Annotated in this window: 15 protein-coding genes; 8 read left to right on the top strand and 7 right to left on the bottom strand. The window is 63.1% G+C overall.

All coding sequences use genetic code 11. From position 1 onward, the window contains the following. Positions 1 to 8: 8 nt before the first annotated feature. Positions 9 to 1,169, top strand: coding sequence for an AlgP family protein (locus AC19YX_RS14985; protein WP_500606530.1), 1,161 nt, complete (start codon positions 9 to 11; stop codon positions 1,167 to 1,169). Here AC19YX_RS14985 and AC19YX_RS14980 read toward each other — a convergent pair. Further along, positions 1,166 to 1,630 (bottom strand): TIGR02444 family protein, encoded by a 465-nt coding sequence (locus tag AC19YX_RS14980; protein WP_078470505.1) that lies wholly within the window; start codon positions 1,628 to 1,630, stop codon positions 1,166 to 1,168. The genes AC19YX_RS14985 and AC19YX_RS14980 overlap by 4 nt on opposite strands. Positions 1,631 to 1,680: 50 nt before the next feature. Here AC19YX_RS14980 and AC19YX_RS14975 point away from each other — a divergent pair, with 50 nt between their 5' ends. The 3 genes from AC19YX_RS14975 to AC19YX_RS14965 all read left to right on the top strand — a co-directional run bounded on the left by AC19YX_RS14975 (position 1,681) and on the right by AC19YX_RS14965 (position 5,001). After that, complete coding sequence (locus tag AC19YX_RS14975) at positions 1,681 to 3,591, top strand: ATP-binding cassette domain-containing protein (protein WP_201128528.1); 1,911 nt, start codon at positions 1,681 to 1,683, stop codon at positions 3,589 to 3,591. Further along, a complete protein-coding gene (locus tag AC19YX_RS14970; protein ID WP_201128523.1) occupies positions 3,591 to 4,172 on the top strand; it encodes a mechanosensitive ion channel family protein in 582 nt (193 codons plus the stop codon). The genes AC19YX_RS14975 and AC19YX_RS14970 overlap by 1 nt, the downstream gene beginning before the upstream one ends. A 196-nt stretch (positions 4,173 to 4,368) precedes the next feature. Next, positions 4,369 to 5,001, top strand: a complete 633-nt coding sequence (locus tag AC19YX_RS14965) for a LysE family transporter (RefSeq protein ID WP_078470508.1) — start codon at positions 4,369 to 4,371, stop codon at positions 4,999 to 5,001. Positions 5,002 to 5,058: 57 nt separating this feature from the next. On the opposite strand, the gene AC19YX_RS14960 is transcribed toward AC19YX_RS14965, so the two are convergent. Genes AC19YX_RS14960 through AC19YX_RS14945 form a run of 4 tightly spaced genes read right to left on the bottom strand, consistent with a single transcriptional unit; the run spans position 5,059 to position 8,289 of the window. After that, positions 5,059 to 5,802, bottom strand: a complete 744-nt coding sequence (locus AC19YX_RS14960) for a hypothetical protein (protein ID WP_020295957.1) — start codon at positions 5,800 to 5,802, stop codon at positions 5,059 to 5,061. A gap of 3 nt (positions 5,803 to 5,805) precedes the next feature. Then, the gene (lpoB, locus tag AC19YX_RS14955) at positions 5,806 to 6,393 is read right to left on the bottom strand and encodes a penicillin-binding protein activator LpoB (RefSeq protein ID WP_078470509.1); all 588 of its coding nucleotides are present in this window, start codon (positions 6,391 to 6,393) and stop codon (positions 5,806 to 5,808) included. A 33-nt stretch (positions 6,394 to 6,426) separates the two neighbouring features. Further along, positions 6,427 to 6,798 carry a YcfL family putative periplasmic lipoprotein gene (locus AC19YX_RS14950; RefSeq protein ID WP_078470510.1) on the bottom strand — a complete coding sequence of 124 codons (372 nt, stop codon included), beginning with the start codon at positions 6,796 to 6,798 and terminating at the stop codon, positions 6,427 to 6,429. Positions 6,799 to 6,810: 12 nt separating this feature from the next. After that, positions 6,811 to 8,289 (bottom strand): COG3014 family protein, encoded by a 1,479-nt coding sequence (locus tag AC19YX_RS14945; protein ID WP_500606529.1) that lies wholly within the window; start codon positions 8,287 to 8,289, stop codon positions 6,811 to 6,813. Positions 8,290 to 8,753: 464 nt separating this feature from the next. Here AC19YX_RS14945 and AC19YX_RS14940 point away from each other — a divergent pair, with 464 nt between their 5' ends. Continuing rightward, the gene (locus tag AC19YX_RS14940; RefSeq protein WP_421548242.1) at positions 8,754 to 10,652 is read left to right on the top strand and encodes an FTR1 family protein; all 1,899 of its coding nucleotides are present in this window, start codon (positions 8,754 to 8,756) and stop codon (positions 10,650 to 10,652) included. A gap of 92 nt (positions 10,653 to 10,744) precedes the next feature. Beyond that, the gene (locus AC19YX_RS14935; RefSeq protein ID WP_020295951.1) at positions 10,745 to 11,200 is read left to right on the top strand and encodes a YaiI/YqxD family protein; all 456 of its coding nucleotides are present in this window, start codon (positions 10,745 to 10,747) and stop codon (positions 11,198 to 11,200) included. A gap of 46 nt (positions 11,201 to 11,246) precedes the next feature. Here AC19YX_RS14935 and elbB read toward each other — a convergent pair whose 3' ends face one another. Beyond that, complete coding sequence (gene elbB, locus AC19YX_RS14930; RefSeq protein ID WP_078470513.1) at positions 11,247 to 11,912, bottom strand: isoprenoid biosynthesis glyoxalase ElbB; 666 nt, start codon at positions 11,910 to 11,912, stop codon at positions 11,247 to 11,249. A gap of 113 nt (positions 11,913 to 12,025) precedes the next feature. Between elbB and AC19YX_RS14925 the strand changes: the two genes are divergently transcribed. Further along, positions 12,026 to 13,261 carry a sterol desaturase family protein gene (locus AC19YX_RS14925; RefSeq protein WP_078470514.1) on the top strand — a complete coding sequence of 412 codons (1,236 nt, stop codon included), beginning with the start codon at positions 12,026 to 12,028 and terminating at the stop codon, positions 13,259 to 13,261. Here AC19YX_RS14925 and AC19YX_RS14920 read toward each other — a convergent pair. Then, positions 13,242 to 13,856, bottom strand: a complete 615-nt coding sequence (locus tag AC19YX_RS14920) for a DedA family protein (RefSeq protein WP_020295948.1) — start codon at positions 13,854 to 13,856, stop codon at positions 13,242 to 13,244. The two genes, AC19YX_RS14925 and AC19YX_RS14920, sit on opposite strands and share 20 nt — an antisense overlap. Positions 13,857 to 14,063: 207 nt before the next feature. Here AC19YX_RS14920 and hemB point away from each other — a divergent pair, with 207 nt between their 5' ends. Further along, positions 14,064 to 15,077 carry a porphobilinogen synthase gene (gene hemB, locus AC19YX_RS14915; protein ID WP_020295947.1) on the top strand — a complete coding sequence of 338 codons (1,014 nt, stop codon included), beginning with the start codon at positions 14,064 to 14,066 and terminating at the stop codon, positions 15,075 to 15,077. The last annotated feature ends 6 nt before the right edge of the window (positions 15,078 to 15,083 follow it).

Raw genomic sequence — 15,083 nt, 5'->3', positions numbered from 1 at the left:
GGTAACCCATGTCGGCGAATAAGAAGCCTGTAAACACTCCGTTGCATTTGCTCCAACAGCTTTCGGGCAGCTTGCTCGAACATTTGGAAAACGCTTGTTCGCAAGCCTTGGCTGATGCTGAAAAACTGCTCGCCAAGCTGGAAAAGCAACGGGGCAAGGCGCAAGAAAAACTGCACAAATCGCGCACCAAATTGCAGGACGCCGCGGCGGCCGGCAAGGCCAAGGCACAAGCCAAAGCCAAGGACGCAGTGAAAGAACTTGAAGACCTGCTGGATGCGCTGAAGGCGCGTCAATCCGAAACCCGCACCTACATTCTGCAACTTAAACGCGATGCCCAGGAAAGCCTGAAACTGGCTCAGGGTGTTGGTCGTGTGAAAGAGGCCGTGGCCAAGGCGCTGACCTCGCGTGCAGCCAAACCTGCTGCTCCTGCGCAGAAACCTGCTGCCAAAGCTGCAGCCAAGGCGCCGGCCAAGGCAGCCGCCAAGCCTGCAGCAAAACCCGCGGCCAAAGCTGCGAGCAAGCCAGCAGCCAAGCCCGCCGCAAAAAAACCAGGCGCCGCCAGCGCCGCGAAACCGGCTCTTAAAACCGCGGCTGCCAAACCGGCTGCCGCTAAACCGGTTGCCGCAAAACCTGCCGCCAAGCCGGCTGCCAAAACCGCTGCTGCGAAACCTGCCGCTAAACCCGCTGCCAAGCCTGCAGCTAAACCAGTCGCCAAGACTGCCGCAGCCAAACCCGCAGCGACCAAGCCTGCAGCCAAACCAGTAGCAGCCAAGACCGCGGCCAAGCCAGCGGCTAAACCTGCTGCGGCAAAGGCACCGGCTAAACCAGCGGCCAAACCCGCTGCAGCAAAGGCACCGGCTAAACCGGCAGCCAAACCTGCTGCTTCCGCTGCTGCAAAACCCGCTGCAAAACCTGTTGCTGCCAAACCGGCCGCAGCCAAACCAGCGGCCAAGCCTGCTGCAAAACCTGCCGCGAAAAAACCGGTTGCTGCCAAGCCCGCAGCCAAGCCCGCCGCTGCAAAGCCGGCCACCGCTCCAGCGGCCGCCAAGCCTGCGACTCCGGCAACTCCAGCAGCCAAACCGGCAGCACCTGCTCCAGTAGCTGCGCCAACATCGGCAACGCCTGCCAGCGCCCCTACCGGCAGCACCACGCCAACCAGCGCCTCTTAAGCGCCGGTCACCGCGACGCGCAGCGCCTGCAGCGCATCGCGGTCAAGGTTGGCGGCTTCGGCCGCCAGACCTTGCACCCAGGGCCATAAATCTTCGGCCTCAGCCTGCGGCCAATCCCTCGCCAGTGCTTCCAGGCGAAGTAGCAACTGCCGTTCTGCTTGCAGCTCCAGGGCCTTCACTTGCTCACGCAACGCTTTCAACTCGTGGTCGTCATTGGCCGCCTGGCGCCACCCTGTGCGCAACTGGCGCAGCGGCTGCACCACCTCTTCATGCCAGGGCGCAGCCAGCGCGTGCAGCTGTGACAGGCGCGAGCTGTTGCAGGCAACCCCACGTCCACCCAGCCAGGCAGCACACAGCAGCAGGCACACGTTGGCCCCTGCCGCCTGCAATTGCAGGCAGGCCGGTTCCACGCCCGGGCGGGCGTAGGTCTTGAGGGTGTAGCTCCACAGGTCAGGGGACATATTGCTACTCGCGCCAGTTGCGAGCGAAGCTGGTAGACTCCGCCGCCATTATGATTCGACTTCAGAACCTGACTTTACAGCGTGGTCCGCAACGTCTGCTAGAAGACGCCGAGCTGACCCTGCACGCCGGCCACAAAGCCGGCCTGATCGGTGCCAACGGCGCCGGAAAATCCAGCCTGTTCGCCTTGCTGCGCGGGGAGCTGCACCCGGATTCCGGTGACTGCTTCCTGCCTGCCGACTGGCGCATCGCCCATATGCGGCAGGAGGTCGACACGCTGGAGCGCCTGGCGGTCGACTACGTGCTCGATGGCGACCTGCGCCTGCGCCAGGTACAGCGTGAGCTGGCCGACGCCGAGGCGGCCCATGACGGTGCCGCCCAGGCCCGCCTGCACTCCGAACTGGACAGCGCCGACGGCTACACCGCCGATGCCCGGGCGCGCAAGCTGCTGGCCGGCCTGGGGTTCACCAACGAGCAGATGGACCGCCCGGTCGGCGACTTCTCTGGGGGCTGGCGGATGCGCCTGAACCTGGCGCAGGCGCTGATGTGCCCGTCGGACCTGTTGTTGCTCGATGAGCCGACCAACCACTTGGACCTCGACGCCATCATCTGGCTCGAAGAGTGGCTCAAGAGCTACCCGGGCACCTTGCTGCTGATTTCCCACGACCGCGACTTCCTGGATGCCGTGGTCGATCACGTGGCCCACGTCGATCAGCGCAAGATCACCCTGTACCGTGGCGGTTACACCGCGTTCGAACGCGCCCGTGCCGAGCGTCTGGCCCAGCAACAACAGGCCTACGAGAAGCAGCAGGCGCAGCGCGCGCACATGGAAAGCTACATCGCCCGGTTCAAGGCCCAGGCCACCAAGGCGCGCCAGGCCCAGAGCCGGATCAAGGCCCTGGAGCGGATGGAAGAGTTGTCTGCCGCCCACGTCGATTCGCCGTTCGACTTCGTGTTCCGCGAGTCGACGAAGATCTCCAGCCCCTTGATCGACCTGTCTGATGCTCGCCTGGGTTATGGCGACAAGACCGTGCTGGAGAAGGTCAAGCTGCAACTGACCCCGGGTGCGCGTATCGGCCTGCTGGGCCCCAACGGTGCCGGCAAGTCGACCCTGATCAAAAACCTCGCCGGTGAACTCGAGCCGCTGGCCGGACGCCTGACCCGGGGTGAAAACACCGTGGTTGGCTATTTCGCCCAGCACCAGCTGGACTCCCTCGACGCCAAGGCCAGCCCGCTGCTGCACCTGCAGCGCCTGGCGCCTACCGAGCGCGAGCAGACCCTGCGCGACTTCCTTGGCGGTTTCGATTTCCGTGGCGCGCGGATCGACGAGCCGGTGCTGAATTTCTCCGGCGGCGAAAAAGCCCGCCTGGCCCTGGCCTTGATCGCCTGGGAGCGGCCGAACCTGCTGCTGCTCGACGAACCGACCAACCACCTGGACCTGGAAATGCGCCTGGCGCTGACCATGGCGTTGCAGGAGTTCAGCGGCGCGGTACTGGTGGTCTCCCACGATCGCCACCTGCTCAAGAGCACCACCGACAACTTCTACCTGGTGGCCGACGGCAAGGTCGAAGAGTTCGATGGCGACCTCGACGACTACACCCGCTGGCTGGTGGATTACCGACAGCGCAACGCCCCGGTCAGCACGACGCCGGTCAACCCGGACAAGACCGACAAGAAGGCCCAGCGCCAGGCCGCGGCTGCGTTGCGCCAGCAACTGGCGCCGCACAAGCGCGAGGCCGACAAGCTCGAAGCCGAGTTGGGCAAGCTGCACGAGAAACTGGCGAAGATCGATGCCAGTCTCGGCGACAGCGATATCTACGAACCTGCGCGCAAGAACGACCTGCGGGACTTGCTGGCCGAACAGGCCAAGCTCAAGGTGCGTGAAGCCGAGCTTGAAGAAGCTTGGATGGAAGCCCTGGAGCTGCTGGAAAGCATGCAGGCGGAGCTGGAGGCGCTGTCCTGATGGAGGCTCTTCAATTGCCGCTGCCGGCGCAGTGGGTCGGCCCCTTGTGGATTGCCCTGCAAATTGTCCTGATCCTGCTGGCCGGGTACCTGGCGCAGCGCTTCGTGGCGCGCTGCCTGACCCGACTGGGAGAGCGCTATCCGTTCCCGCCGCAGTTGCTGATGCCGCTGCGCGGAGGCCTGCGCTGGCTGATCATGGGCAGCGCGCTGATCTTTGTCCTGGAGCGCCTGGGGGTTTCGGCGACGGTGCTGTGGACAGCCCTGTCGGGGTTTGTCGCGGTGGCGGCGGTGGCATTCTTTGCCATGTGGAGCGTGCTCTCCAACCTGCTCTGCGCGATTCTGATTTTCACCGTCGGGCCGTTTCGCCTGGGGGATATCGTCGAGTTGGTCGATACCGTCGACAAGCCCGGGGTCAAGGGCCGGGTAGTGGCGATCAACCTCCTGTACACCACCCTGGTCGAGGCGGAAGAAGCCGGTACCGGCAGCGCCATGGTGCAGGTGCCCAACAGCCTGTTCTTCCAGCGCTCGGTGCGCCGTTGGCGCGGGAATGATGTGCTGCCTATCGGGACGGGTGGGAAGTAGGGGGTCTACCATCTGCCGAGGGTTCTTCGGTAGCGGCTGGGGCAGCGTCCAAACGCGGCCCGAGCCTGCGGCAGCGGCTACCGGACGCACACCTCATCTTCTCCTGACACCTTGCGCGCCCTAGAAAAAAACATGGTCAGCCGCGAGTCGGAGGATTAGCTTAGGCAGCCACGATTGATTCGATCCGAGGTGCGCGATGGTTCTTGAGACATGGCTGGCGTTTTTTGCCGCCTGCTGGGTGATCAGTCTTTCCCCGGGTGCCGGCGCCATTGCGTCGATGTCCTGCGGTCTGCAATACGGTTTCTGGCGTGGCTACTGGAATGCCCTGGGCCTGCAACTGGGCCTGGCGTTGCAGATTGCGATCGTCGCCGCGGGCGTGGGGGCGATCCTCGCGGCGTCCGCCACCGCCTTCTACGCCATCAAGTGGTTTGGCGTGGCGTACCTGGTGTACCTCGCGGTCAAGCAATGGCGCGCACTGCCCAGCGACATGAGCGATGACGCGGCGATCCGCCCCATCGGCAAGCCCCTGGCCCTGGTTTTTCGCGGCTTCCTGGTCAATGTCAGCAACCCCAAGGCCCTGGTGTTCATGCTGGCGGTGCTGCCGCAGTTCATCGATCCCCATGCGCCGCTGATCAAGCAATACCTGATCCTGGGCGGCACCATGATTGTGGTCGACCTGATCGTCATGGCCGGCTACACCGGCCTGGCCTCCAAAGTGCTGCGCCTGTTGCGCACGCCGACCCAGCAGCGGCGGATGAACCGCACCTTTGCCGGGCTGTTCATCGGGGCCGCAGGGCTATTGGCGACCATTCGCAAAGCCGCGATCTAAACCTGGCGGGCATAAAAAAGGCGACCTCGAAGGTCGCCTTTTTCATTGCCCGAGGGTTTAGCGCAGGATCACCGGCTGGGTATCAGGCGGCAGGTTGTTGCGCGTCGGCGCTTGTCCTGGCTGCTGATAACCGCCGCGGCCCAGTTGCTCGGCCATCTGCCGGGCAACGTCTTCGCCCAGGGACTTGGACACTTCGCGCACCACCCGTGGGCGGTTCAGCGAGATCCGCACATCACGGTTGTTCACCAGCTTGGTGTCCTGACCTTCACCCATGGCGGTAAAGGCCGAGGTGATTTCGAAGGTCTTGGTGTTGATCAGGCTGAAGTCGGCCACCAGGGTCAGTGCCAGCACCGCCGAGTAGCTGTCGGTGTTGGCCAGCTCGTTGATATCGCGGTTGAAGTCGATATCCGACAGGGTGCCGAACAGCACGTAGTCGGCGCCCTTGAAGTTGCCGGCCTTGATGCGCTTGATCACGTCGTACACGTTGGCGGTGGACGCGCTGGTGTGGGGCGTGCCCTGCATCAGCTGGAACATCCCGGACTTGAGGATCTCGCCCTTGATGTCACCGGTGAACTTGCGCAGCTCCCCTTCCTCGATGTAGCTGGTGCTCGACTCCATCTCGTTGTAGCTCGACGAACCGCTGGCGCTGGCATAGCCCTCGCGATAGCTGTTCTGCGACGACACGATGTGGATGTATTCCTGCACACGTTCCTGGTACGCCAGGTCCATGACTGCAACTTTAGGGGCCGCCTGCGCGCCAAACGCGCAAGCCAGGGCCATGATGCCAATCCATGCACGCATTGCTTAGCGCTCCGTGGTTTTGCGGATCTCTTTCTCGTCCATCCACTCGGCCAGACCGCTCTCGACGTCGATCAATTGCAGGCTGAATTTGTAGAAGACGTCCTTGTAGTCGCTGCTGCGCTTGACGATCGAGCTGATCGAACCTTCAAGACGGTATTTGGCGGCGATCATGTTGCCGGTCTTGGCCACGGTACCTTTCTTGTACAGGCCGCTCTGGTTCTGCAGCTTGAGCTGGTCGACCTGGCTCTGCATCGCGGTGTTGTCGCTGGCGAAGCGGGCGGTGCCGGACTTCATCAGCTGGGTCTTGATCGAGGTGGTGATCTCGCGGGTATCGATGTACTCGCTGGTCTTGTTCTTCACGTCGTAGACCTGGACCACAGGGCGACCCTGCAGGATCCCGGACTGGGCCAGGGAGCGGGTCATGGACTCGGCGATCATCTGCAGGTCGGTGGAACCGAACTCGTTGGTCACCAGTTCCACGGCCTTGCTGTCGCCGTAGCCGATGTTCTTGCCGCCCAGGACGGGAGAGTTATTGGCGCAGCCACTGGCCAGCAGGGCGGCAATGGCGAGGAAAGAAAAGCGTGCAAACATGGGTGTGCTCTCTAAATCTGATGGGGTGGCGATTTATTGGGTTTTGACTTCCATGCGAAAGTCAGTGGCCTGGGGGACCGGAGCAATGGCCGGCAGGAAGGTGGCTTGTGCCGCGTACAGGTTGAACACCTTCCAGCTTTCTTCATCAGCCACCGGGAAACCGTCGTTGCCCAGCCAGACGAAGCGGTAGTACATGGTCATGTTGGTGTGGCTGGTGTTGTTCAGCGCCACCTTGACCGTCAGGAAGCCGTTTTCACGGGCGACCCGCATTGCGCCGATGGCAATGTTGTTGAACTTGTTCATCACCACCACCTTGCTCGCGGCGCTGCCGGGAGCCGGTGGTGGAGGGGTTGCGCAGCCGCCCAGAAGGGCCAGCGCGGCGACAGCGATGATTTTGAAGCGCATGAGAGTCTCCGCTTAAGGTTGTTTGAGGCTGATCACAGCCTGGCTATTGGCGCTGGGCATTACCTGAGCGGCCAGGCCGCTGCTGAATACCTGGTTGCCGACCACGCGCAGGGTTACGACCTGATAGCGCCGGTCGATCTTGACCTGCACCTGGGAGCCGCCCTGGGCGCTAGGCAGGGTGATCTGGTGCTCGCCCTGCTTGACCCGCAGGCGCGTCACCAGGGTGTTGTCCGGCAGGGTGCGCCAGGTGCGGGTGTCCGCACCTTCGGTCACGGCCGAAGCAATGCCCACGGCCAGGCCGGCCAGCGGGTTGACGTCGTTCAGTTGTTTTTGCGCCACGCCACGGGTCACGGCGCGCACGGTGGTGCGCAGGATGATCCCCGGCATGTCGTCACGCAGGGCGCGGCGGGACATGGCGGTGGTGCTGTTGAGCTGGGTCAGGGACTGTTGCTGGCCATCCACGGCGATCTGGGTGAAGGCTGGGGTCGTGGTGTCCGGCTTGATCACCGGGAACGACAGCGGGGTGATCACCAGGTTGCCGCTGATGGGCAGCGGCAGTGGAATGCGGATCGAGTCGCGGGCCGGCGCCAGGCCGCTTTGCACCACGATCAGGATGTCGCTTTCGTCAGCGGCGAGCTCGGGCTTGGCAACGGGCTTGGCCGCAGCCTTGGCCGACGACTTCTTGGATTTGCCCGATACCTTGACGGTCGGTACGGCGGCTGGCTCGTCCAGGTTCAGCAGCGCCTGTTCCAGCAGCGGGGTGTTGGGGCGCAGTTCGGCGGCCTTGCGGTAGCCCGGTGCCGCCATGTCTTTTTCACCCAGCGCTTCGTAGACGAAGCCGGCCAGGTAATGGCTAAACGCGCTCTGGTAGCTGTTTTTCAGGCTGACCACATCGGGCGCATCAAGGGACTCGATCGGGTAACCCTTGAGGTCCTTGTACTCGGTCTTGACGCCCTGTTTTTCGGCTTCGTCCTCGCGCTTGAGGTATTCCTTGTCGCGCAGCTCGGCGATCACCGCTTCACGTTCGTGGGTTTTCTTGATTTCGGTACGGGCGCCGTCGAAATCGTTCTGAGCCAGCAGGTTCAGGGCCATCTGAGTGGTCAGCATGACTTTTTCGTAGTCGTAGCCTTCGTAGCGCCGCACCTTGTCGTTGATCAGGAAACTGCCGAACTGGGCCAGGTACTTGTCGGTGTCGAGCTTGACCGAGTCTTCCCAGTTGCCCACCACCTGGTCGGCATGGCGCCAGGCCGTCTGGCTGCCGTTGAGGTCGCCCTTGGCCCGCAGCAACTCGCCTTTTTCGAAGTAATAGAGCAGGTCTTTGTCTTCGCTCTGGTTGTTCTTTTCCAGCAGGGCCAGGGCAGCATCGACGTGGCCGGCGCCCAGTTGCTGGTTGGTTTCCTGAAGCTCGTTATCATAGCTGCGGAAGGCCGAACAGCCAGCCAGCAGGGTGGCCGTACTGAGGGCGAACAAGGTGAGGGCGCGGGAGGCCATGGGTACTTCTTCCCTGAATTGGGCAGCCTGGCGCGCGGGTAGGGCTGGACGGACCCACTGGCAGGACAACTGGCTATCCTGCCAATTCCTCATAAAAAGAGGAGCTTAAATACCCTATCGCGATAACTAGGGCGCGGCATTATAGCGGCGGATGATGGCCTTGTACTGGCTTTTTAATTTCATTTATTAAGCGGGTGCCAGTACGCGGAATCAGGGGAGCGGGGGCGGATGTCTGCCTCGGGCATTTACGCTGGTGTTCGACAGCGGCTGCGGTCAGCGAGCGTGGCTTTTTGGCGTCGAGGGCAAATTTGCGCAAGTCCGGCCGATGGCCCGTAACACCCTGCCGGCAAGGCTTGCGCCCGGTTTTGCGGGGCTGATGGCGCAGGCGCGGCGTCATGGCGCTTGAGTGAAGCTCATTGGAAGTGAACAATATGTAACTTCGTATTACCAATTGAGATTGATTGATGATTGCCCCTTCCCGTTTCCTGGCGTGGCTTGTGCTGCCGCTATTGGCCCTGTGCAGCTCCAATCTGCTGGCCGATACCGTTGAAGGCGCGCCCAAGGCCCTGCATTTGCTCGATTACATCGGCGCGGATTACCCGTCCACGGTTGAGGCGGGCAAGGTCATCGACGACGCCGAGTACAGCGAACAGCTGGAATTTCTGGGGGTGCTGCAGGGGTTGATCGCCGATCTGCCGTCCAAACCGGAGAAGGCCGAGCTGGAAACCGGTGTCAGCAGCCTGCGCAGTGCCATCGGCGCCCGTGAAGACGGGGCGGCGGTCGCCCGCCAGGCCCGGCAATTGGGGGCGAAGCTGGCGGTGGCCTATGAGGTCAGCCAGGCGCCGATCATTACCCCGGACCCGACTCGCGGCGCGCCCCTGTATGCCCAGCATTGCTCGGTGTGCCATGGCGACACGGGGGCGGGCGATGGCCCGGCGGGTGTTGGCCTGACGCCGCCACCGGCCAACCTGCGCGATGCCGCGCGCCTGGATCGCCTGAGCCTGTACGCGATCTACAACACCCTGGGGCTGGGAGTCGAAGGCACCGACATGCCGTCGTTCGCCGACCAGTTGGACGACCGCCAGCGCTGGGACCTGGCGACTTACATCGCCAGCTTCAGTGCGGATCCGGCAGCGGCCAAGGGGGCCGAGGTGTTCAACCTTGCTGACCTGGCCCGGCAAACCCCCGGCGAAGTCCTTTCCGCCCAGGGCCCGGCGGCCGCCGCGACCTTCCGTGCCCAGCGCGCGCAACCGCCGCAGGTCAAGCGCGGTCCGGCGCAATTGCTGGACTACACCGCCTCGACCCTCGACAAGAGCCTGGCCGCTTACCGCGCCGGGGATCGCGAGCAGGCGTATGACCTGTCGGTGGCGGCTTACCTCGAGGGCTTCGAGCTGGTGGAAAGCTCCCTCGACAACGTCGACGCCACTGTGCGCAAAGACACCGAGAAATCCCTGATGGCTTACCGTCAATCGCTGCAGGACGGCTTGCCGGCGGAGCAGGCCGAGCAGCGCCTGGCGGCGGCCAAGGCCAAGCTCAAGGAGTCCGCGGACCTGTTGGGTTCCGATGGCTTGAGCTGGTCCCTGAGCTACATCTCCGGGTTGCTGATCCTGCTGCGCGAGGGCCTGGAAGCGATCCTGGTGCTGGCGGCGATCCTCGCCTTCCTGCGCAACACCGGCCAGCAGTCGGCGGTGCGCAGCGTCAACGTCGGCTGGGGCCTGGCCTTGCTGGCGGGCTTGGCGACCTGGGCCCTGGCGGCCTATGTGATCGATGTCAGCGGCTCGCAGCGCGAACTGCTGGAAGGCGCCACGGCGCTGTTTGCCAGTGTGATGGTGCTGTGGCTGGGGGTGTGGATGCACGACCGGCGGCACGCGGCGGCCTGGCAGGACTACATCAAGAGCAGTCTGGTGGGCGGTGGTGGGCGGTTTGGCTTTGCGATGCTGGCGTTTTTCTCGGTCTACCGCGAGCTGTTCGAAGTCATCCTGTTTTATGAAACCCTCTGGCTGCAGGCCGGCCCGGCCGGGCATAACGCGGTGCTGGCCGGTGGCGCTACCGCGCTGGTACTGCTGGTGGGCCTGGCCTGGGTGATTCTGCGGGGCTCGGCGAAACTGCCCCTGGCGCTGTTCTTCGGCATCAACGCCGCGCTGCTGTGCGCGTTGTCGGTGGTGTTCGCCGGGCACGGGGTCAAGGCATTGCAGGAGGCCGGGATCTTTGGCACCCGTCCGGTGCCGTTCTTCGACTTCGACTGGCTGGGGATCCACGCCGATGCCTACTCGCTGGCGGCCCAGGCCGTGGCGATCGTGGCGATCGTGGTGCTTTACAGCCGCAGCCGCAACGCCGAGAAGCGTCGGGTACAGGCTTCCTAGGCCTCGATAGCGGGTTTATAGCGGGCAAGCCCGCCCCTGCGGCTAAAGTGCAGGGGGCGGGTTTGCCCGCAGTGCATTCATGAGGAAGGATTATGCGTGTCTGGGTCGATGCCGACGCTTGCCCCAAGGCGGCCAAGGATCAGTTGGTGCGCTTCGCCTTGAAGCGTCAATTCGAGGTGGTGCTGGTGGCCGGGCAAAGCCAGATCAAGCCGGCGTTTACCTGCGTCAAGCTGATCGTGGTGCCCAGCGGGCCGGATGCCGCCGACGATTATCTGGTGGAACACGCCGTACCGGGCGAGCTGGTGATCTGCAGCGATGTGCCACTGGCGGACCGGCTGGTGAAGAAAGGTGTGGCGGCCCTTGATCCTCGCGGCAAGGAGTTCGACGCGCAGAACATGGGAGAGCGCCTGGCAGTGCGCAACCTGTTCACCGACCTGCGCGAACAGGGACAGGTCGGCGGCGGGCAGGGGCCTTACGGTGATCGCGAGAAGCAGGCGTTCGCCAACTCACTGGACCGTATCCTGACGCGGCTGGCGCGTCAGGCCTGAGCGTCGCTCGCCAGATCGCGAACAGGTGCTGAGGCAGCGAGGGCGGTCAGTCGTTTTCGTGGGTCAGTTCCAGCACTCGGTCCACCAGCTTGTTGATGCCGGATGCGGCTTCGCTGATGGACTGGGCGAGCATGTAGGCCGGGGTGCTCACCAGTTTGCGGGCTTTGTCCTCGATGATTTCACTGACTTCGCAGTCGGTGTGGGTGGCGCCCATCTTGCCCATGGCGGCGGCGGTGTCGGCATCGTTGCCGATGGTGCAGATCACCCCCGGGCCGTAGATCTTCGCCGCCAGTGCCGGCGAAATGCAGATCAGGCCCACCGGCTTGCCAGCCTCGGCAAAGGCTTCGGCCAGCGCCAGTACATCTTCCTGGACCTTGCAGCCCGCGCCTTCGACGGCAAAGTTGGAGAGGTTCTTGGCCGCGCCAAAACCGCCGGGCACGATCAGCGCGTCGAAGTCTTCGGCGTTGGCTTCGCGCAGGTTCTTCACCTCGCCACGGGCAATGCGCGCCGATTCCACCAGCACGTTGCGCGACTCGTCCATGGTTTCACCGGTCAGGTGGTTGATCACGTGCATCTGCGCGATGTCAGGGGCGAAGCACTGGACCTTGGCGCCGCGTTGGTCGAGGCGCAGCAAGGTGATCACACTTTCATGGATCTCGGCGCCGTCGTATACGCCACAACCGGAAAGGATCACTGCAACTTTTTTGCTCATGGGTTTTTCTCCAGATTCATGGCGCTAAATGTCCACTAAATTGTCATGGGTTGCCATAGGGTTATTTCACCGCGGGCCCTAATCTCGCGTATCGATTCCGGTCAGGTCGCGTCATGAACTTCATCCTCTATGCGGTGCCGTTTTTCTTCGTATTGATTGTTGTCGAACTGTTGGTCGATCGCTGGCGCGGGGTGAACAACTACCGCGTCGCCGATGCCGTCAACAGCATCAGCACCGGTATGCTGTCGACCACCACGGGGCTTCTGACCAAGGGTGTGGGCCTGGTGACCTATGCCTTTGCCCTGAAGCACCTGGCGCTGTTCGAGTTGCCGGCCGACAGCGTCTGGGTCTGGGTATTCGCCTTTGTGCTCTATGACTTCTGCTACTACTGGCTGCATCGCTTCGGCCATGAACGCAACATCCTCTGGGCCGCCCATTCGGTGCACCACCAGAGCGAGGATTACAACCTCTCCACAGCCCTGCGCCAGACCAGCACCGGCTTCCTGCTGAGCTGGATCTTCTACCTGCCGCTGGCCGTGGCCGGCGTGCCACTGCTGGTGTTTGTCAGCGTTGCGGCGCTGAACCTGCTCTACCAGTTCTGGGTGCATACCCGGCATATCCCCAAGCTCGGCTGGTTCGAATGGTTCTTCGTGTCGCCGTCCAATCATCGGGCCCACCATGCACAGAACGCTCTCTACATGGATCGCAACTACGGCGGCGTGTTCATTATTTGGGACCGTCTATTTGGCTCGTTCCAGGAAGAAGACGATAACGAGCCCGTGATATTTGGGGTGACCACGCCCTTGGCCAGCTGGAACCCGATCTGGGCCAACCTGCAGTTTTATGCACAGCTGTGGGAGGACGCGCGGCGTACCGAAAGCTACTGGGACAAGCTGCGGATCTGGTTCATGCGCACCGGCTGGCGCCCGGCGGATGTGCGGGCCAAGTACCCGCTGGCCAAGCCGGACCTGAGCCAGTTCCGCAAGTTCGAGGTGGAGCTGGATGTGCGCCAGCAGGTGTACGTGGTGCTGCAGTTCTCGGTGTATGTGGCGCTGGGCAGCTACCTGATGAACCTGGAGAACAGCTTGCCGACCGGTGCCCTGGTACTGGGCTGGGGCGCCATAGCGTTCGGGTTGTTCGTGCTGGGCGCGGCGCTGGAGAATCGGCCGTGGGCGTTGAAGCTGGAGGCTGTGCGGCTGCTGTCGAACCTGCCGCTGGTGTGGCTGGCGCCGCTGGTCGGGCTGTGGCCGGCCAGCCCGTTGGGCTGGATCGGCCTGCTGAGCTACAGCCTGCTCAGTGTGATCGGTCTGTATTACGTCAGAGGCCGGGTTACTCGACTGGCGTCTTGATTTCGGCCTTCTTGTCCTGCTCGGCCTGGTAGATCTCCTTGGCCAGCCGCGCGTTCTTCAGGCGCCGGCGCAACCACAGGCCCAGGCCCAGGATCAGCAGGGCGCCCAGCACCCACAGCTCGTACTTCTTGATGCTGCCGAGCATGCCCTCGAGCACTGCACCGAAGTGGTAGGCGGCAGCGGCCAGGGCGGTGGCCCAGATGGCCGCGCCGATACCGTTGAGCAGCAGGTAGCGTCCCGGCGGATAGCCGGACAGGCCAATGGCCACGGGCATGACCGTGCGCAGGCCGTAGACGAAGCGGAAAGTCAGTACCCAGATATCCGGATGCTTGCGGATATGCTCCAGCGCCCGGTCACCCATCAATTGCCAGCGGGGTTTGCGCGCAAGCAATTTGCGCCCGTGCTTGCGCCCCAGGAAATACCAAAGCTGGTCGCCGGCGTAGCTGCCGAAGAAGGCTACTACCACCACCAGATTGATATCCATGTATCCGCGAAACGCGAGGAAGCCCGCGAGCACCAGAATGGTTTCGCCTTCGAAGAACGTGCCGAGAAAAAGGGCGAAGTAGCCGAAGTCATGCAGAAATTGTTGGAGCATTGTCTGGGTGCTGGCGAAATGAACGCGCAGCCTACCCCTTCGAGGACATAGAGGAAAGTATCGAAATGTGTCTCGACGTGAACAAATCCAGCAATGACAATCACTGCGACTACAGGTCACAGGGTTAAGCACAACTGTCATTCGTTCGTCATAATGGCCGCTTATAACTGTCACGCTCGCCCGTCAGCGCGGGCTCAGGAGTCTGCCGTGAGCTTTACCCCTGCCAACCGCCTGTTCCCCGCCACCCGCCTGCGCCGCAACCGTCGTGATGATTTCTCTCGCCGCCTGGTTCGTGAAAACGTCCTGAGCGTCGACGATCTGATCCTGCCGGTGTTCGTGCTCGAGGGCGAGAACCGTCGGGAAGCGGTGGCTTCGATGCCGGGGGTGGAGCGCCTGACCATTGACCTGCTGCTCGAAGAGGCAGCGACCTGGGTCGAGCTCGGGATTCCGGCGCTGGCCCTGTTTCCGGTGACTCCGGCGGCGCTCAAGTCCCTGGACGCGGCCGAAGCCTGGAACCCGGAAGGTATTGCCCAGCGCGCAACCCGCGCCTTGCGCGAGCGCTTTCCGGAGCTTGGGGTCATCACCGATGTGGCGCTGGACCCGTTCACCACCCATGGCCAGGACGGGATTCTCGACGCAGACGGTTATGTGCAGAACGACATCACCGTTGACGCCCTGGTCCGCCAGGCGTTGTCCCATGCCGCGGCCGGTGCCCAGGTGGTGGCGCCATCGGACATGATGGACGGGCGGATCCAGGCGATCCGCGAGGCCCTGGAGCTGGCCGGTCACGTCAATGTGCGGATCATGGCCTACTCGGCCAAATACGCCAGCGCCTATTACGGCCCGTTCCGCGATGCGGTGGGCTCGGCGCTGAACCTGGGCAAGGCCAACAAGGCCTCGTACCAGATGGACCCGGCCAACAGCAATGAAGCGCTGCATGAGGTGGCCGCCGACCTGGCGGAAGGCGCGGACATGGTGATGGTCAAGCCCGGCATGCCTTATCTGGACATCCTTTATAGGGTCAAGGATGAATTCAAGGTGCCGACCTTTGTCTACCAAGTCAGCGGCGAGTACGCCATGCATATGGCGGCGATTCAGAATGGATGGTTGGGTGAAGGGGTTATTCTTGAATCCCTGACCGCTTTTAAACGTGCAGGTGCCGATGGCATCCTGACTTACTTTGCCGTTCGTGCTGCTCAATTGTTACGAGAGCAAAAATAGCCCTCC

This window comes from Pseudomonas sp. MF09150 (assembly GCF_059862355.1).
The sequence above is the reverse complement of the archived record's forward strand: the minus strand, read 5'-3'. Positions and strand labels throughout refer to the sequence as shown.